The organism is Cellulomonas sp. NTE-D12 (assembly GCF_027923705.1).
GTDB lineage: Bacteria > Actinomycetota > Actinomycetes > Actinomycetales > Cellulomonadaceae > Cellulomonas.
Genome location: NZ_AP026442.1, coordinates 2684802 through 2702117, shown reverse-complemented (window position 1 = coordinate 2702117; position 17316 = coordinate 2684802). Strand labels below are relative to the sequence as shown.

The window sequence follows — 17316 nt, the reverse complement described above, 5'->3', positions numbered from 1 at the left end:
CGTCCACGTCGTGGGCGGGGGCCCCGCCGGGCTGATGGCGGCGGAGCGGCTGGCGGCCGCCGGGGTTGACGTCACGGTGCACGACCGCATGCCGTCGGTGGCGCGCAAGCTGCTGATGGCCGGCCACGGCGGCCTGAACCTGACGCACTCGGAGGCGCTCGACCGGTTCCGGGCGCGCTACGGCCTCTCGGCAGACCGGTTGACGCCGATGCTGGACGCCTTCGGGCCGGACGCGCTGCGCCAGTGGTGCGCCGACCTGGGGGAGCCCACCTTCGTCGGGTCGAGCGGGCGCGTCTTCCCCGCCTCGTTCCGCGCGGTGCCCCTGGTGCGTGCCTGGCTGCGCCACCTCGCCGAGCTGGGGGTGCGGATCGAGACGCGGACGCGGTGGACGGGCTGGACGCCGGACGGTGACCTGCGGTTCGTCGTCGCCGACGGCGCTACCGCCCGGGTCCACGCCGAGGCGACCCTGCTCGCGCTCGGCGGCGCGTCGTGGCCGCGGCTCGGGTCCGACGCCGCCTGGGTGCCCCTGCTGGCCGAGCGCGGGGTGCTGGTGCGGCCCCTGCGGCCGGCGAACGTCGGGCTGCGGGTGGCGTGGTCGCAGGTGTTCGCCGACCGGTTCGCCGGCACCCCTCTCAAGCACGTGGCCCTGACGGTCCCCGGTGGACCCGGACGCTCGACCGGGGACGCGATGGTGACCGCCACCGGCATCGAGGGCGGCCCGGTCTACGCACTCGGGGTGCCGGTCCGTGAGGCGCTGGACGCCGACGGCCGGTGCGTGCTCCACGTCGACCTGCGTCCCGACCTGACGGTGCAGGACCTGGAGCAGCGGCTGTCCCGCCGTCGCCCCAAGGAGTCGGCACCGTCCTGGCTCCGCCGAAGCATCGGGCTCGACACCGTCTCGACGGCCCTGCTGTGGGAGGCGGGCGGCGGGCTGCCGACCGACCCGGCCGTGACGGCGGCCCTGGTCAAGGCCGTACCGGTGGTGGTGACCGGGACCATGCCGATCGACCGGGCGATCTCGACCGCCGGTGGCGTGGCGTGGTCGGAGGTGGACGAGCAGCTGATGCTGCACCGCCTGCCCGGCACCTTCGTCGCGGGCGAGATGCTCGACTGGGAGGCGCCGACCGGCGGGTACCTGCTGCAGGCATGCTTCAGCACGGGCGTGGTCGCGGCTCGCGGGGTGCAGCGCTGGCTCGCCGACCAGGGTCCTGCAGGCACCGTCTGACGACGTCTGACCACGGTCCGAGACGAGGCGGCGTTCCGGGCTCGGACCGTCGCGGCGCCTCGACCAGGCGCTTCGTCGGAGCTCCGTCACAGCAGGCATGACTGCGCCGCTCGTTCCGGTTGACCGACGCTGGAACCGCACCTACTGTCGAGGCGCATCCGGATGTAAAACGTTATCGAACGCCGGCGGCGCCACCTGCGAGACGTCCAGGGGCGCGGCCCTCTGCTGCAAAGGAGCACGCAGTGCGCATCCGTCAACCCCTGCTCGTGGCCGCCCTCGCGGCGGCCGCCCTCGCCGCGACGCCCGCCGCCGCGACCGCCTCGGACACCCACCCCGCCGAGGCCGCCGACCACTCCGGGCACGGCACCCTGAGCACCCAGCCGAGCCTGCGCATCCTCGCGCAGCGCTCCGGCCTCAAGGTGGGCACCGCAGTCAACATGGACCTGTACGGGTCCGACGCGGCCTACACCCGCATCGTCGACCAGCAGTTCAGCACGGTCACGCCCGAGAACGTCATGAAGTGGCAGCTGGTCGAGCCGACCCAGGGCACGTACGACTGGGCGGCCGCGGACCGCCTCGTCGCCTCCGCACGGGACAACCACCAGCTGGTGCGCGGCCACACGCTGGTGTGGCACAGCCAGCTGCCGTCGTGGCTGTCCACCGACGGCACCACCACCACGTTCACGCCGCAGCAGGTACGGGACCTGCTGCACAAGCACGTGGTCGACGAGGTCAGCCACTTCCGCGGCCAGATCTGGCAGTGGGACGTGGTCAACGAGGCGTTCAACGACGACGGCACCCCGCGCCAGGACATCTTCTCCAAGGCCTACCAGGCGCTCGGCATGAACGGGCTCGACTACATCGCCGACGCCTTCCGGTGGGCGCACCAGGCCGACCCGCACGCGCTGCTGTTCTACAACGACTACAACCTCGAGTTCACCGGGGCGAAGAGCAACGCGGTGTACGGCTTCGTGCAGCAGCTGCAGGCGGCCGGCGTGCCGATCGCGGGCGTGGGCTTCCAGGGCCACCTCGACACCCAGTACGGGTTCCCGGACCTGCAGAGCAACCTGCAGCGGTTCGCCGCGCTGGGCCTGAAGGTCGCACTGACCGAGGTGGACGTGCGTACCTTCGTCCAGCCGGACCCGGCCAAGCCGGGGTCGTACACCGACGTCCCGCTGACGCCTGCGCTGCAGTCGACGCAGGAGTCCTACTGGAAGCAGACGCTGCAGGCGTGCCTCGCGGTGCGCAGCTGCATCTCCTACACGGCGTGGGGCGTCGCGGACTCCAACTCGTGGATCCCCGGGGTGTTCGCCGGTGAGGGTGCGGCCCTGCTGTTCGACGACAACCTCAAGCCCAAGCCGCAGTACCAGGACCTGCGCCAGGTGCTCTGGACGACGCGGGCGCCGCACCGCGGCTGACCCCGCGGCGGGGCCGACCCCCGGTCCCGTGCAGGTGAGCACGACCGGGTGGGCGCGGGGCTCGAGGCCTCGCGCCCACCCGGCTGTGCGGCGCGGTGTCGCGGCGGGGAGCGGACGTCGCGGCCGGCGACCCTCAGTCGGCAGGCGGGACGACGACGACCTTGCCGTGCACCTGACCGTCGGCGGCCCGCCGGTGGATCGCCGGCAGCTCGCTGAGCGGCACCCGCTCGGCCACCTCCACGCGCAGCTCACCGCTGTCGACCAGCCGCACCAGCTCGGCGAGCTGCTCCGCGTCGGGACGGACGAAGACCGTGACGGCACGCACCTGCCGCTCGTCGTCGCGGGGCGTCGGCATCCAGGCGGTGGTGGAGACGACGGCACCGCCGTCGCGCACCCGCGCCACCAGGGCACGCAGCTCCGTCGGGTCGACGGGTGCCAGGTTGAGCAGCACGTCGACCGGCTCGGTCACCGCGTCGAGCAGGCGGGACACCGTGTGGTCCACCACCTCGTCGGCCCCGGCGGCGCTGACGCTCGCGCGGCTGCTCGGGCTGGCCGTGGCGATCACGTACGCGCCGGCCCGCTTGGCAAGCTGCACCGCGTACCCGCCGACAGAGCCGCCGGCGCCGACCACCAGCACCCGCTGACCGGCGACCAGGCCACCGTCGTCGAACAGCGCCTGCCAGGCCGTCAGCGCCACCGACGGGAACGCCGCGGCGTCGGCCAGCGGGATGGTGGTCGGGGCGCCGACCAGCACGTCGGCCGGGGTGACCACGTACTGGGCTGCCGAACCGTCGGTCGTCATCGGGATGAAGCCGACGACTGCCTGTCCCACCGTCAGACCGTCCACGCCGTCGCCCACCGCGTCGACGGTGCCGGACACGTCGTACCCGGGGACGTGCGGCAGCGTGACCGGGATGGGCAGGCGGCCGGCCCGGATGTTGCCGTCGGCGGGGTTGAACGCCGACCCCGCGACGGCGATGCGCACCTGGCCCGCGGCCGGCGTCGGCTGCTCCGCGTCCTCGTACCGCAGCACCTCGGGGCCGCCGATCTCGTGGAACCGTACTGCCTTCATGTCGAGCTCCTTCGGACGTTGCTTCGAGTTCGAAGCGGATGTCGTCACCGTAACGCTGCTTCGACTTCGTAGCAAGTGCTTCGAGTTCGGAGCGTCGATATGCTGCGGTCGTGGCCTCACCGACCCCGCCCCTGGACCCGACGCAGCTCGGTGCGTACTTCGCGCTGATCGAGACGAGCAGCCTGCTGCGGCACACCGTCGAGCAGCAGCTGCGGGAGGCCGGTGACCTCAGCTACGTGCAGTTCCAGCTGCTCGCCACCCTGGGCGACTCGCCGACCGGCAGCCACCGGATGACCGACCTCGCGGACGGCGTCGTCTACAGCCGCAGCGGCCTGACCTACCAGGCCCAGCTGCTGGAGCAGCGCGGTCTGGTGACCCGTGCGCCGTCGCCCGACGACGAGCGAGGGGTGACGGTGACGATCACCGACGCCGGTCGCGGCGTGCTGCGGACGGTGTTCCCCGGCCACCTCGCCGTGCTCGACGAGCTGCTGTTCGCGCCGCTGTCCCGCGCCGACGTCGAGGCCCTGGCGGACGTGCTGGGCCGCGTGCGCGACCACATGCGCGCGGCGCCGCCCCGATCGGCTGCGCCGCGCGGCCGGGCCCGTCAGCGTCCCAGCCAGCCACCGTCCACCGGCAGGACGATGCCGTCGACGTAGTCCGACGCGGACGAGGCGAGGAACACCGTGGCACCGGCGAGGTCCGCCGGTCGGCCCCACCGGCCGGCCGGGATCCGTTCGAGGATCGACCGGGACCGGTCCGGGTCGGCGCGGAGCGCCGCCGTGTTGTCCGTCGCGATGTAGCCGGGTGCGATCGCGTTGACGTTCACACCGCGTGCGGCCCACTCGTTGGACAGCGCCTTGGTCAGGCCGGCGATGCCGGACTTCGCCGCCGTGTAGCCCGGCACGTTGATGCCGCCCTGGAAGCTGAGCAGGCTGGCGGTGAAGATCACCTTGCCGCGGCCGCGCTCGAGCATCGGGCGCGCGACCAGCTGCGTCAGCACGAACTGGCTGGACAGGTCGACCTGGAGCACGCGGTCCCAGCTCTCCAGCGGGTGCTCCGCCGCCGGCGCCCGCTCGATGGTGCCGGCGTTGTTGACCAGCACGTCAGGCGCCCGCTCGGCGAGCTCGGCGCCCAGCGCCACCACGGCGGCGCGGTCCGCGAAGTCCACGGCGCGCGCCTCGAAGGACCGTCCGTGCGCCGCGACCGCCGCGGCGACGGCGCTGCCGCTGCCCGGCATCGTCGCGCTGACCCCGATCACGTCGGCGCCGGCCTGCGCCAATGCCTCGGCCATGGCCATCCCGATGCCGCGGCTCGCGCCGGTGACCACCGCCAGCCGGCCGGACAGGTCGAACATGCCGCTCATGCCTGGACCTCCTCGGGCTGACCCGCCTGCACGTCGACCAGGATCTTCATCGCGCGGCCCGCGCCGAGGTCGTCGAGCGCGTCGTTCACGTCCGTGAGGGGCACCACCCGCGTGATCAGCCTCTCGGCCGGGACGACCCCCGCGGCGACGAGCTCCACGGCCCGCTCGAAGTCGACGCGCTCGTAGACCCGTGCCCCGACGAGCGTGAGCTCGCGCCAGAACACCCGTTGCAGGTCCACGGGCCGCGGCTCGGGATGGATAGCCACCACCACCAGCGTCCCGCGCACCTTGGCCAGGCCGGTGGCGGCAGCGACGGCGGCGGCGGAGCCGGACACCTCGAAGACCACGTCGGCGCCCGCTCCGGCGGTCCACCGCTCGACTTCGGGGCCGATCTCCTCCGGACCGACCGCGCGGAACCCGAGGTCCTGCACCAGCTCGCGACGTGAGGGGTCCGGCTCGACGACGACGACGCGTGCACCGGCGTGCGCGGCGACGCAGGCGATCAGCGTGCCGATCGGCCCCCCGCCCAGCACCACCACGGCGTCGCCCGCGGACACCCCGCCGCGTCGCACGTCGTGGACCGCCACCGCGACCGGCTCGACGAGGGCCGCATGGCGCGGCTCCACGTCGGCCGGCATCCGCACCAGCGTCGACCCGGGAACGTTCCACAGCGCCTGGAGAGCACCGGGGGAGTCGATGCCGATGAAGGTCAGGTTCTGGCACACGTGGCTGTTGCCTGCCCTGCAGGCCGGGCACGTGCCGTCCCAGAGCAGCGGCATCACGGTGACGAGGTCGCCCGCTCGCCAGCCCTCGACGCCGTCGCCGACGGCGTCGACCACCCCGCTCATCTCGTGGCCGAAGACCAGCGGCGTGCGCACCCGGCGCTCCATGTCGCCGTGCGCGACGTGCAGGTCCGTGCCGCACAGGCCGACGTACGCGACGCGGACGCGGACCTCGCCCGGCCCCGGGGCGGTCGGGGACGCGTCGCGAACCGCGACCGTCCGGTTGCCGAGGTACGCAGCAGTGAGCACGACTCGCCTCCGTGAGGTTTCGGCGTGGCCCGTCCGGTCACGACCCGCGCCGACTCTAGCCGAGCATTGCCCAAACGTCACACGTATGATCTACTGCCGTCTGCTACCTCGATCGAGCGGTGGGCCTCGAGTTTCTCCAAGGAAGAAGGAACGAGACACATGACCACAGAGCACCCCCGAGGCGCAGCGAGCCCGTTGCGGCACCTGGTCGTGGCGGCGACCGCAGCCGTGACGTTGCTCGCCCTGGCAGCCTGCGGCTCCTCCACCTCGCCCAGTGCGAGCAAGTCGGACGGCTCCACGTCCGCCTTCGGGTTCGCCCCGGTCAAGCAGGACTCGAGCGCGGCGATCACCGTGTGGGTGGACGCCACCCGCGAGGCGGCGGCGAAGCAGTTCCAGAAGGCGCACCCCGAGGTGCCGATCAAGGTCGAGACGTACGACGGCGGGGCGGACGGGTCCGGCTCGTTCCAGACCAAGGTCGAGGCGTTCAACCAGGCCGGCAGCGGCTGGCCGGACGTGGTGTTCTCCACGCAGAACAACGAGGCGGCGTGGGCCAGCCAGGGGAAGGACGCCTTCGCGGCTCCTCTGGACAAGGGCTACCTCGACAAGTCGTTCCTCGACGGTTTCACCCCGGGCGCGCTCGCACCGGTCACCGTCGACGGGACCGTCTACGGGCTCCGCAACGACCTGGCCCCGACCGTCACCTGGTACGACACCGCTCTCATGAAGCAGTTCGGCTACACCGTGCCCACCACGTGGGAGGCGTACCAGGCCCTCGGCGAGAAGGTCGGCAAGGAGCACCCCGGGTACATCGTCGGGACCGTGGGCGACTCGTTCGCGCCGGAGATCTACTTCTGGGGCGCCAAGGCCCCGGTGAACGTGGTCAAGGGCACCGACCAGTTCAGCGCGAACACGTCCGACGCCTCGTCGGTCAAGATGGCGACCCTGATCGACGATCTGCTGAAGTCCGGGTCGATGGCCAAGGAGAGCGTGTTCAGCCCCGAGTTCGTGCAGAAGTACACCGGCAAGGTGCTGATGATGCCCGGCCCGGTCTGGTACTCCGGCGCCCTGTTCAACAACCCGAGCTCGCTCAAGTCCGCGCCCGGAACCATCGCCGCGGGCCTGCCCCTCGGGTGGGACGGTCAGCAGGCCGTGGCCGGCAACGTCGGCGGCGGCACCTGGTACGTCTCGCGGCACTCGGCCAACCTCGAGGCCGCGAAGAAGCTCATCGAGTTCGTCACCTCGGACCCGAGCTACCAGGTGGACCTGGCCCAGGGCCTGCCGGCCTACAAGGACGCGGGCGACAAGTGGCTGGCCAAGCAGGCGGCCAGCGGGTTCTTCGCCGGCGACTTTGCCAAGAACGTCTCGGCGGCCGCGTCCGAGGTCTGGGACGGCTGGGGCTACCCGCGGTTCAGCCAGGAGGCGGTCTGGGCGAAGACCGTCACCCCCGCCCTCTCGGCGGGCAAGAGCCTCGTCGACACGCTCCCCGAGTGGGACAAGGCGATCAAGAACCAGGCCCAGGCGAACGGCTACAAGGTCAAGTGACCGTGACGCTCGCACCGTCCCGCGCAGCCGCTGCCGGCGCCCCTACGGGGGCCCGGCAGCGGCCCCGCCGCGCGTCCCGCTCCGTCACGGGTCGGTGGTCACGCATCTCCTACCTGTTCGTGTCGGGGTACGTCCTGTTCGCGCTGGCGTTCGGGATCCTGCCGACGCTGTACGCCGTGCGGATGTCCTTCACCCATGACGACGGCACCTTCGCCGGGCTGACCAACTACGTCGACGCCGTCCAGGACTTCCGGTTCCTGCCCGCGGTCGGGCACGTGGCCGCGTTCGTCGGGGTGTGGCTGGTCTCGCTGCTCGTGCTCGTCACGGTGCTCTCGCTGATGGTGCACGCGATCGGCAGGGCCTGGCTCAGCTCGAGCGTGCGCTTCGTCTACTACATCCCCGGCGCGCTGGCCGGCGCCGCCTCCGTGGTGCTGTGGCTCTTCCTGCTGAACCCGACCGTCAGCCCCGTCTCGGCCGTGCTGCGTGCGTTCGGCTTCAGCACCTTCGTCGAGACGATCGCACCGGGGAACCTGCCCGTGATCTTCGCGGTGATCGCCTTCTGGAGCGGTGCCGGCGGCTGGATCGTGGTGATGTACGGGGCCCTGAACAGCATCCCCGTCGAGGTCCTGGAGGCCGCCCGGCTGGACGGGGCCGGTGCGGTGCGCACCGCGCTGCACGTGCAGCTGCCCATGCTGCGCAAGTGGATCTCCTACATGGCGATCATGTCGCTGGCTGCCGGCACGCAGCTGTTCGTCGAGCCGCGCGTCCTGTCCCAGGCGAGCCACGCCGTGGTGCCCAACGACTACTCCCTGAACCAGCTCGCCTACCTGTTCGCGTTCAAGCAGGGAGACCTGAACGGGTCGGCCGCGATCGCGGTCCTCCTGCTGCTGGTGACGCTCGTGCTGAGCGTCTTCTTCGTGATCCGCGGAGGTCTCTTTGAGCGCGACTAGCACACGACGCTCGTACCAGCTGACGCCCGGAGCGTGGCTCGGTCGCGCCGCGACGGTCCTGGTGCTGGCGTTCTTCGTCGTCTTCTTCGCGCTGCCGATCGTGTGGCTGCTCATCGCCTCCGGCAAGACACCGCACCAGCTGGTCAGCACCGGAGCCTTCACGCCCGGGTCGCTCGGTGCGCTGTCCGCCAACTGGGACGCGCTGGTGCACTTCCAGAACGGCATCGTGTTCCAGTGGCTCGGCAACTCGGCGTTCTACGCGGTCGCGGCGCTCGCCATCACCCTGCTCACCACCATCCCCGCCGGCTACGCGCTCGCGCTGGGCGACTTCCGCGGGCGCAAGGCGTTGCTCACCACCACGCTCGTCGTGATGCTGATCCCGAGCACCGCGCTGGTGCTCCCGGTGTTCCTGGAGCTGTCGGCCGTCAGCCTCGTCGGCAAGCCGGCCGCGGCGATCCTGCCGTTCTCGTTCTTCCCGTTCGGCGTGTACCTCACGTACATCTACTTCTCGACGAGCGTGCCGCGCGACCTGCTGGACGCGGCGCGGATCGACGGCTGCGGGGAGCTGGCGGTGTTCGGCCGGGTGGCGATGCCGCTGGCACGGCCGGTCGTGGCGCTGGTCGGCTTCTTCAGCTTCGTGGCGAACTGGAACAACTTCTTCCTGCCGTTCCTCACCGTGCCGGGGGTGCGCTCGCCGATCCAGGTCGGACTGACCAACCTGCTGGCCAGCGTCCCGGCGTTCAATTTCACGGCCACTGGGGACGCCGCCGTCGAGCTGCCCACCCTGGCGGTCGCCACGCTGCTGTCCGTCACCCCGGTGCTGCTGATCTTCCTCTTCTCGCAGCGTTTCCTGGTGGCGGGGCTGACGGCCGGCGGGACCAAGGAGTGAGCGTGCAGCGGTTCGCCTTCGTCGTCGACGTGGTGCCGGAGCTGCGCGAGGAGTACCTGCGGCTCCACGCCGCCGTCTGGCCGGAGGTCGAGGCGGCCCTCTCGGCCCACCACGTCACCAACTACTCGATCTTCGTGCTCGAGGACACCCTGTTCGCGTATTACGAGTACGTGGGAGAGGACCACGCCGCCGATCTGGCCGCGGTCGACGCGGACCCGGTCACGCAGGAGTGGCTGTCTCGCACCGACCCCTGCCAGGTGCCCTTCGGTCGCGCTGCGAGGCCCGGGGACCGGTGGCGTGCGCTGGAGGAGGTGTGGCACCTGCCGTGAGCCCACACGTCGACTCCCACCTGCACGTGTGGGAACGCGAACGTCATCCGCAGCCGTGGATCGGCCCGGCCATGTCCGCGATCGACCGCGACTTCCCCCCGGCGACCGCCGTGCGGCAGCTCGCCGACGCCGGCGTCGACGGCTGCGTGGTCGTCCAGTGCGTGAACGAGCTCGCCGAGACCGTGGACCTGCTCGCCGACACGGAGCACCTGGCTGCGGTGCGCGGGGTGGTGGGCTGGGTCGACCTGGCAGGTGACGTCCCGGCGCAGGTCTCCGCGCTCCGGGCCGGCCCGGGTGGCGGTCGGCTGGTCGGTGTCCGGCACGTGACGTTCGCCGACCCGGACCCCGCGTGGCTGCAGCGTCCCGACGTCGGGCGCGGGCTGACGGCGCTCGGCGAGGCGGGGCTGACCTTCGACGTCCTCGTGGCGCACCACCAGCTCGCCGCGGCCGCCGACGTGGTCCGTCGTCATCCCGGCACGTCGTTCGTCCTCGACCACCTCGGCAAGGTCCCGATGACCAGCACGGAGCTCGTCACCTGGGCGCGCGGGCTGACGGCGGTCGCGCAGCGCCCCAACGTGACGTTGAAGGTGTCCGGCGTCGTCACCGAGGACCGTTGGGACGCCTGGTCGGTGGAGCGCCTGCGTCCCGTCGTCGACCACGCGCTCGCGCTGTTCGGTGCGGACCGGCTGATGTTCGGCTCCGACTGGCCCGTCGTGGAGCTCGCCGGCGGCTACCGACGCTGGCTCCAGGCCTACCGCGAGCTCACCGACCACCTGACGCCCGCCGAGCGCGATGCCGTCGACGGTGGGAACGCCGTGCGCGTCTACGGTCTCGCATGACCCCGCTGCCCAGCCGCGCGCTCGGCGGCAGCGGGCTGCGGCTGACCGAGGTCGGCTTCGGCGCGTCCACGCTCGGCAACCTGCACCGCGCCATGTCCGACGAGGACGCGACCGCGGCCGTGGAGCAGGCCTGGTGCCGGGGCGTGCGGTACTTCGACACCGCCCCGCACTACGGTCTCGGGCTGTCGGAGCGCCGCCTGGGCCGGGCGCTGGCGGCCCACCCGCGCGAGCAGTACGTGCTGTCCACCAAGGTCGGTCGCCTCCTCGAGCGCAACCCGACCCCGACCGAGCTGGACGACGACGGGTTCGTCGTCCCGGGCGACCTGCACCGGGTGTGGGATTTCTCGGCCGACGGCGTGCGCCGATCCCTGGACGAGTCGCTGACCCGGCTCGGGCTGGACCACGTCGACATCGCGTACGCCCACGACCCGGACCAGCTGAGCGACCGGGCCGGCCTCGAGGCGCTGGAGGCCCTCGCCGACCTGCGCGAGCAGGGCGTGGTGCGGGCGATCGGGGTGGGGACCAACGCGCCGGACCGGGTGCCGGGCCTGTTCACCAGCGGCCTCGCCGACGTCGCCATGGTGGCCGGTCGGTACACCCTGCTCGAGCACGCGGCGCTGGCCACGGCGCTGGAGCCCGCACGGGCCAACGGTGTCGCCGTGGTGGTGGCCGGGGTGTTCAACTCCGGGCTGCTGAGCAGCCCGTGGCCCGGTGACGACGCTCGCTACGAGTACGCGGCGGCCCCGCCCGCCACCATCCGCCGCGCCCGGTTGCTGGCCGACGCGTGCCGTCGGCACGGCACCACGTTGCCCGCCGCGGCGATCGCGTTCCCCCTGCTCCACCCGGCGGTGGCCGGGGTCGTGCTGGGGATGCGCACCGTCGACCAGGTCGACGCCAACCTGGACCGCTACCGCACCGGCGTTCCCGACGAGCTCTGGGACGACCTGTGCGACCAGGGGCTCGTGGACCCCGCGGCGGTCGCAGCGGGTCGCTGACCCGGGGGTGTCCCCGCACGGGGGTCCACCCGTGGTCGGCCGCCACACGCGGGCGGCCGGGGCTCAGCCCTGGCCGGGTGCTCCCTTCGGCCGCGGGCCGTCCGGCACCAGCCGGAGCCCCGCACGCGCCGGCCGGACGTGCGGCCCCGCCGGCTGCGCCCAGCCCTGCTCCAGCAGCCCGTCGGCGATCGACGCCTCGTCGAGCTGCACGCCGTTGCCGGGCTCCAGACCGAGCAGCACGCCGCCGTCGACGAACTCGTGGTCCAGCCGCACTCCCAGCGGTGCGCCCAGGTCCTGCAGCTCGAGGGCGAGGTGGTTGGGTACCGCCGCTGCGGCGTGCCACACGGGGCTGGCGGCCGACCCGACGGGGCTGACCGGCAGGTCGCGGCTGTGCGCGACGGTGGCGACCCGCAGGAAGTGCGTGATGCCCCACATGCTGCCGGCCTGGACGATGTCCACCGCGCCCGCGTCGAGCAGCGGCTTGTACTGCTCGAGCCCGGTCAGGTTCTCGCCCGTCGCTACACCGGCCCGTACCGACCGGCTGATCATCGCGAGGCCCTCGGCGTCCCAGCGCCGCAGCGGCTCCTCGACCCAGGCGAGGTCGATGTGCTCCTCGAGCGCACTGATGTAGCGGATCGCCTGCTTGCGGTTCCACGACTCGTTGGCATCCAGCATCACGCCCGGGTGCGGGGTGTTCGCCCGGAAGATCTCCCGGATCCGAGCCAGCCGCCGGAGGTCGCTGCTGAGGTCGAGGCCGCCCTTGACCTTGACGCTGGTGAAGCCCCGGTCGATCCAGCCGGCGTACAACCCCTCGAGCTCGTCGTCCGGGATCGCGATCTCCAGCGCGGAGGCGTACCCCGGCACGAACCGGTCCAGGGCGCCGAGAGTGCGCCACAGGGGCTCGCCGGCGATCTTGGCCTTCAGGTCCCAGAGCGCCATGTCGAGGGCGCCGATGCCACCGAAGGTGGCCCCGCCGTGACCGCTCTTGAACACCCACGCGAGCATGCGGTCGTACAGCGCGAACGTCGCACGGGGGTCCTGACCCTCGATCGCGGGGAACACGCGCGCGACGTCCGCGTGCGAGCCGATGCCGATGCCCTCCAGTCCCTCGTCGGTCTCGAGCACGACGAGGGGGACGTCGGTCACCCCACCGCTGATGAAGCCGTTGACGTCACCGACCGGACGGCCCCAGTCCTGCAGCGTCGTCAGTGTCCGCAGGCCGGTGATCTTCATGGGCGTGTCACGAGTCCTTCGCGTGGCCGGTCGAGGTGGCGACGTCGTCGAACGGCACCGGAAAGAGCATACATCACACGTCTCAACTCACGGCTGGGCGGGCCCTATAGTGGCCGCATGACGGAGCGGGCCACCGACGGCAAGGCCCCACGCATCTCCTCGCTGCCCGACAGGCTGCCAGCCCAGCGGCTCGGCGTCGCCGTCGTCGAGGCTCTGGTCAACGTCATCGTCTCGGGCGAGGTCGCCCCGGGGGAGTCGCTGCCACCGGAGCTGCCGCTCAGCCAGCAGTTCGGGGTGTCCCGGACGGTGCTCCGCGAGTCGGTGAAGCGCCTCGAGGAGAAGGGCATGGTCAAGGTCGGTCAGGGCCGCGGCACCGTGGTCCAGCCCACGCGGAGCTGGAACATGATGGACCGGATGGTGCTGAACGCCCTGATCGCGCACGACGAGTCGCTCGGCGTCCTGGACGAGCTGAGCGTGGTGCGGGCCCAGCTCGAGGCCGTCATGGCGGGGGAGACCGCGGCGGTGCGCACCGAGGAGGACCTGGCGCGGCTGCGCCAGGTGGTGGAGACGATGCGCGGGTCGCTCGACGACTACTCCGTCTTCGGCGCGGCGGACGTGGAGTTCCACGAGACCGTCATGGCCATCTCCGGCAACCGCCTGGCCGAGAGCATCGCGCGCGTCCTGTTCGAGCGGGCCCGGGAGAGCGCGCGGTACCGCGGCACCACGCCCCACTCGTTCCACGAGCAGACGCTGCGCGAGCACGAGGCCGTATTCGCCACCATCGAGGCGGGTGCACGGGACGCGGCCGCCGAGGCGATGCACTCCCACATCATCGAGGCGTGGCAGCGCCGCCGGCTGCCGGACCACAGCGGCCGTCGTCGCTGAGCACCGCGCCTGCGGGCAGCCGGTGACCCGCACCGCCGGTGACGGCGGACCGTGACCGCTCGAACCGGCCGAACACCCGGACCAGCACCGCCAGCACCAGGGCGAAGGCGCCGAACCAGAGCGGCCGGCTCGCCCACCAGTCGACGCCCCAGGGCTCCGGCAGGCGCTCGTGGAGCACCAGCAGATCCAGACCGACCACCGTGAACATCGCGGTCAGGTGCCACAGGTACACGGTCATCGACCGGCCGGCCAGCCAGGCGACAGGCCGTCGTCCGGCACCGCGCGCCCACCGTTCGATCGCAGTGCGCGCCAGGAGGATCGTGCACACCTGCGCGACGGCCTGCGCCACGACGGGAGCCGTCGGCGGGCACAGGTTCGACATCGCCTGGCCGGGCATGCCGACCATGCTGAGCGGGTACGGACCCAGCGTGACCAGCAGCGCCATCGAGCCGACCGCCAGGCCGAGTCCCGCCCACAGCAGCGCGGGTCGGGGGCTGGAGGAGCGGCCTGCGGCACGCTCGTCGGCGTAGGCCAGTCCGGCCAGGAAGGGCACGGCCCAGACGAGCAGCACGTTCGCCCAGGCGAGCGGGTGCAGGCCGGCGCCGAACCGCAGCAGGTCCACGGCCAGCGGCAGGGCGACCGCCACGGCGAGCGCCCGGCCGCGCCACCGCCGCCAGGTGCGCAGCAGCAGCGGTGCGACGCCGACGAGGGCGAGCCAGACGAGCAGGAACCACAGCGGCTGCGGCGCCGTGGTCGCCATCCGCCGGACCGCGCCGGCCGGCACCCCGGCGCCCAGCAGCCCGGCGACCGCGACGACCCACACCACCGCCAGCACCGCCACGGGGCGGCCCACGCCACGCACGCGTCGACCGAGCGTGCGCGCCCAGCCGGTGCTCGGCACGGTGGCTGCGCGAGTCACCTCTGCGCCTCGCTCCGCGGCGGCTGCTCGGCGCTCGTGGTACCCGGCCGCTGCGCCTGCGGCGAAGAACAGCAGCGGCAGCACCTGAAGCACCCAGGTGATCGTCCAGGCGGCGCCGTGGGCCAGGGCGTTGCCCATGTGCAGCGACGTGCCGTCCCAGGTCGCGTCGGCCATCAGCCAGTGCAGCGTGACCACCGCGACGGTGCCGAGGGCCCGTACCGCGTCGACGAAGGTGTCGCGTCCCGCAGGCGCCGTCGCGGGCGCCGGCGACGCCGGCGGGCTCGGTGCGGGACGGAGGAGGACGGTGGCCACGGCAGGCTCCCAGGATCGGCTGACGATGCCGTCCCAGCCTTGTGACCAGGCGCGATGCCCGGAACGTGGCCGTCCTCCCAGAGTCCGGGCGGTTCCCGCCCTCGTGCTTCGGGGGGCCGCCTCAGCCCCGGCGGGGGCTGTCCCCCCGTGCCGTCGCGATCAGGCGCCGAGGTACCGCAGCACGGCGAGCACGCGCCGGTGGTCGGCCGCATCGGGCTCGAGGCTCAGCTTGGTGAAGATCGCCGCGACGTTCTTCTCCACGGCGCCGTAGGACAGGTACAGCTGCTCGGCGATCGCGCCGTTGGAGCGGCCCTGCGCCATCAGCTCGAGCACCTCGCGCTCACGGGCCGTCAGCCGTCCGACGCCGTCGTCCCGCGCCGTCGAGGAGCTGAGCAGCTGGCTGACCACCTCGGGGTCGAGCACGGTCTGACCGTCCGCGACGCGGCGCAGCGCGTCGACGAAGTCGCCGACGTCGGCCACGCGGTCCTTCAGCAGGTAGCCGACTCCGCGGGCGTCGCCGGCGAGCAGCCGCGAGGCATACCTCGTCTCCACGTACTGCGAGAACAGGAGCACGCCGAGCTCCGGATGGGCGGCGCGCAGCGCCAGAGCCGCGCGCAGGCCCTCGTCGGTGTGGTTCGGGGGCATGCGGATGTCGGCGACGACGACGTCCGGCGGTGTCCCGGCGACCGCCAGCGCGTCGACCTCGCGCACCAGCGTCTCGCCGTCGCCGAGCGCGGCGAGCACCTCGTGCCCCCGCCGCGCGAGCAGCGCCACGAGGCCGTCGCGCAGGATCACGGAGTCCTCCGCGAGCACCACGCGCAACGGGCGGGTGGCCACCGCACCGTCGGTGGGCGTCACCGCTGGGGGCCGGCCGGCAAGGTCACGGTGACCACCGTAGGGCCGCCCACCGGGCTGGAGAGGTCGAACGTGCCGTCGACGGCGTGCACCCGTTCGACCAGCCCTGCGAGGCCGGTGCGCAGGCCGGTGCCGTCCGCCGGCACCACCACGGCACCGCCGTCGCCGTCGTCGTGCACGCGCAGCCGCAGGCGGTCGGCGTCCCGGTCCACGTCCACCCGCACCACGTGGGCCGCGGAGTGCTTGGCGGCGTTGGTCAGCAGCTCGGCGACCGTGTAGTAGGCGATCGACTCCGTCGCCGGCGTCAGCGGTGCACCACCGGCCACCGCCGGGTCGACCCGCAGCTGCACCGGCATCGCCGATCGTGCGGCGAGCGTCTCCAGCGCCACGGACAGGCCGCTGTCCAGGGCCGGCGGGTGGATGCCGCGGGCGATCTCGCGCAGCTCGGTCAGCGCCTCCTTGGTGGAGGTGTGCGCGGTCGAGAGCAGCTCGGCGGCCAGCGTCGCGTCGCCCGAGCTCAGCTGGTCGCGCGCCTCGCCGAGCTGCATCGCCACGGCGACCAGCCGGGCCTGCGTGCCGTCGTGCAGGTCCCGCTCGATGCGCCGCAGCCGGGCGTCCGCGTCCTCGACCGACGCCGCGCGCGACGCCCGCAGCTCCGCCACCCGCGCGCTGGTGCGAGACGGACCGAGCAGGGCCTGCGTCAGCAGCCGGAACAGCAGGGCGAACAGGTGCTGCACCCACGGCCACACCAGGAGCAGCAGCAGGCCGCCGGCCGCGACGAGCACCAACCGGCCGGGGGTGTCGGCGTACCAACCGGTGCCGAACTGGGCGCCGCGGTGCCAGGTGCCGTCGGCCGCCTGCTGCGCCGGCAGGAACTGGTACCACTCCCAGTAGGTCAGCCCGGCGACCGCCCAGCCGAGGACGGTGATGCTCGACACCCACCCGGCGATCGCCACGGGGAACGCGACCAGCATGAACAGCAGCGCGCGCCACCCGTCGAGGTCGCCGAGCATCGCCCAGATGCTGCGCCAGAAGCCGCGCGGCCGGACGAACCGGTGGGGTTCGGCGACCTCCTGGTCGAGCAGCGTCCGCGCGAGCCCTCGGTAGGTCGAACCCCAGCCGCGGGCGGCCAGCACCAGTGCACCGACCAGTCCCAGCCCGACGACGGTCACCACCAGCCCGGCCGCCAGCGACGGCACCAGCACCGCGTAGGCGAACGCGAACGGCGCCAGCAGCAGCGCCAGCCACAGGTAGCCGTGCTCGCGCCAGGTCCGGGCGTGGAACGGCGCGGTGAGGAAGTTCGGTCCCGGGCGCTGCTCGCGCGGCCGGACGGCGTCAGGGGTGGCGGACGCCGGCACGCTCATGCTCGTCATGGTCCCAGCGTTCCGGTCCCGGGTGGCGCAGGGCAGGGTGCCCGCCGCCGAGCGGGCACGGGGGACATCCCCCGCCCGCGCGCTCG

Annotated in this window: 17 protein-coding genes; 10 read left to right on the top strand and 7 right to left on the bottom strand. The window is 72.9% G+C overall.

From position 1 onward, the window contains the following. Positions 1-10: 10 nt before the first annotated feature. Together QMF98_RS12435 and QMF98_RS12430 are read left to right on the top strand one after the other, a co-directional pair. Positions 11-1225 (top strand): BaiN/RdsA family NAD(P)/FAD-dependent oxidoreductase, encoded by a 1215-nt coding sequence (locus tag QMF98_RS12435; protein WP_337973326.1) that lies wholly within the window; start codon positions 11-13, stop codon positions 1223-1225. A gap of 242 nt (positions 1226-1467) precedes the next feature. After that, the gene (locus QMF98_RS12430) at positions 1468-2643 is read left to right on the top strand and encodes an endo-1,4-beta-xylanase (protein ID WP_337973325.1); all 1176 of its coding nucleotides are present in this window, start codon (positions 1468-1470) and stop codon (positions 2641-2643) included. 133 nt (positions 2644-2776) lie between these two features. Here the strand turns inward: QMF98_RS12430 and QMF98_RS12425 are convergent, their stop codons facing one another. Further along, on the bottom strand, positions 2777-3715 hold the full coding sequence (locus tag QMF98_RS12425) for an NADP-dependent oxidoreductase (RefSeq protein WP_337973324.1): 939 nt from the start codon (positions 3713-3715) through the stop codon (positions 2777-2779). 110 nt (positions 3716-3825) lie between these two features. Between QMF98_RS12425 and QMF98_RS12420 the strand changes: the two genes are divergently transcribed. Beyond that, positions 3826-4371 carry a MarR family winged helix-turn-helix transcriptional regulator gene (locus QMF98_RS12420; protein ID WP_337973323.1) on the top strand — a complete coding sequence of 182 codons (546 nt, stop codon included), beginning with the start codon at positions 3826-3828 and terminating at the stop codon, positions 4369-4371. Here QMF98_RS12420 and QMF98_RS12415 read toward each other — a convergent pair. After that, entirely contained in the window at positions 4320-5078 is a 759-nt protein-coding gene (locus QMF98_RS12415) for an SDR family oxidoreductase (RefSeq protein WP_337973322.1), read from the bottom strand. The genes QMF98_RS12420 and QMF98_RS12415 overlap by 52 nt on opposite strands. Then, positions 5075-6109, bottom strand: a complete 1035-nt coding sequence (locus tag QMF98_RS12410) for a zinc-dependent alcohol dehydrogenase (RefSeq protein WP_337973321.1) — start codon at positions 6107-6109, stop codon at positions 5075-5077. The genes QMF98_RS12415 and QMF98_RS12410 overlap by 4 nt, the downstream gene beginning before the upstream one ends. A 159-nt stretch (positions 6110-6268) precedes the next feature. On the opposite strand from QMF98_RS12410, the gene QMF98_RS12405 reads away from it, so the two are divergent. The 6 genes from QMF98_RS12405 to QMF98_RS12380 are packed head-to-tail and all read left to right on the top strand — an operon-like array spanning position 6269 to position 11653. Then, positions 6269-7651: an ABC transporter substrate-binding protein gene (locus QMF98_RS12405; RefSeq protein ID WP_337973320.1), complete on the top strand. Its 1383-nt coding sequence runs from the start codon at positions 6269-6271 to the stop codon at positions 7649-7651. 2 nt (positions 7652-7653) lie between these two features. Further along, on the top strand, positions 7654-8601 hold the full coding sequence (locus tag QMF98_RS12400; RefSeq protein WP_337973319.1) for a carbohydrate ABC transporter permease: 948 nt from the start codon (positions 7654-7656) through the stop codon (positions 8599-8601). Beyond that, entirely contained in the window at positions 8588-9490 is a 903-nt protein-coding gene (locus QMF98_RS12395; protein ID WP_337973318.1) for a carbohydrate ABC transporter permease, read from the top strand. The genes QMF98_RS12400 and QMF98_RS12395 overlap by 14 nt, the downstream gene beginning before the upstream one ends. A gap of 2 nt (positions 9491-9492) precedes the next feature. Beyond that, positions 9493-9819 carry an L-rhamnose mutarotase gene (locus QMF98_RS12390; RefSeq protein ID WP_337973317.1) on the top strand — a complete coding sequence of 109 codons (327 nt, stop codon included), beginning with the start codon at positions 9493-9495 and terminating at the stop codon, positions 9817-9819. Further along, positions 9816-10658, top strand: a complete 843-nt coding sequence (locus tag QMF98_RS12385; protein ID WP_337973316.1) for an amidohydrolase family protein — start codon at positions 9816-9818, stop codon at positions 10656-10658. The genes QMF98_RS12390 and QMF98_RS12385 overlap by 4 nt, the downstream gene beginning before the upstream one ends. Then, entirely contained in the window at positions 10655-11653 is a 999-nt protein-coding gene (locus QMF98_RS12380; RefSeq protein ID WP_337973315.1) for an aldo/keto reductase, read from the top strand. Before QMF98_RS12385 ends, QMF98_RS12380 begins: the two co-directional genes overlap by 4 nt. 63 nt (positions 11654-11716) lie before the next feature. Here the strand turns inward: QMF98_RS12380 and QMF98_RS12375 are convergent, their stop codons facing one another. Beyond that, on the bottom strand, positions 11717-12886 hold the full coding sequence (locus tag QMF98_RS12375) for a mandelate racemase/muconate lactonizing enzyme family protein (protein ID WP_337973314.1): 1170 nt from the start codon (positions 12884-12886) through the stop codon (positions 11717-11719). Positions 12887-13003: 117 nt separating this feature from the next. Here QMF98_RS12375 and QMF98_RS12370 point away from each other — a divergent pair, with 117 nt between their 5' ends. Further along, positions 13004-13771: a FadR/GntR family transcriptional regulator gene (locus QMF98_RS12370; protein ID WP_337973313.1), complete on the top strand. Its 768-nt coding sequence runs from the start codon at positions 13004-13006 to the stop codon at positions 13769-13771. On the opposite strand, the gene QMF98_RS12365 is transcribed toward QMF98_RS12370, so the two are convergent. The 3 genes from QMF98_RS12365 to QMF98_RS12355 all read right to left on the bottom strand — a co-directional run bounded on the left by QMF98_RS12365 (position 13716) and on the right by QMF98_RS12355 (position 17230). Then, positions 13716-15002 carry an acyltransferase family protein gene (locus tag QMF98_RS12365; RefSeq protein ID WP_337973312.1) on the bottom strand — a complete coding sequence of 429 codons (1287 nt, stop codon included), beginning with the start codon at positions 15000-15002 and terminating at the stop codon, positions 13716-13718. The two genes, QMF98_RS12370 and QMF98_RS12365, sit on opposite strands and share 56 nt — an antisense overlap. A gap of 159 nt (positions 15003-15161) precedes the next feature. Then, positions 15162-15824, bottom strand: a complete 663-nt coding sequence (locus tag QMF98_RS12360) for a response regulator transcription factor (RefSeq protein ID WP_337975619.1) — start codon at positions 15822-15824, stop codon at positions 15162-15164. Positions 15825-15856: 32 nt separating this feature from the next. Continuing rightward, positions 15857-17230, bottom strand: coding sequence for a sensor histidine kinase (locus tag QMF98_RS12355; protein WP_337973311.1), 1374 nt, complete (start codon positions 17228-17230; stop codon positions 15857-15859). Positions 17231-17316 lie beyond the last annotated feature (86 nt).

What these genes read in the sequence shown, in the direction of transcription:
- QMF98_RS12425 (WP_337973324.1), bottom strand. Translation starts at nt 3,715, where the DNA reads ATGAAGGCAGTACGGTTCCACGAGATCGGCGGCCCCGAGGTGCTGCGG.
- QMF98_RS12415 (WP_337973322.1), bottom strand. Translation starts at nt 5,078, where the DNA reads ATGAGCGGCATGTTCGACCTGTCCGGCCGGCTGGCGGTGGTCACCGGC.
- QMF98_RS12405 (WP_337973320.1), top strand. Translation starts at nt 6,269, where the DNA reads ATGACCACAGAGCACCCCCGAGGCGCAGCGAGCCCGTTGCGGCACCTG.
- QMF98_RS12380 (WP_337973315.1), top strand. Translation starts at nt 10,655, where the DNA reads ATGACCCCGCTGCCCAGCCGCGCGCTCGGCGGCAGCGGGCTGCGGCTG.
- QMF98_RS12375 (WP_337973314.1), bottom strand. Translation starts at nt 12,886, where the DNA reads ATGAAGATCACCGGCCTGCGGACACTGACGACGCTGCAGGACTGGGGC.
- QMF98_RS12370 (WP_337973313.1), top strand. Translation starts at nt 13,004, where the DNA reads ATGACGGAGCGGGCCACCGACGGCAAGGCCCCACGCATCTCCTCGCTG.
- QMF98_RS12355 (WP_337973311.1), bottom strand. Translation starts at nt 17,230, where the DNA reads ATGACGAGCATGAGCGTGCCGGCGTCCGCCACCCCTGACGCCGTCCGG.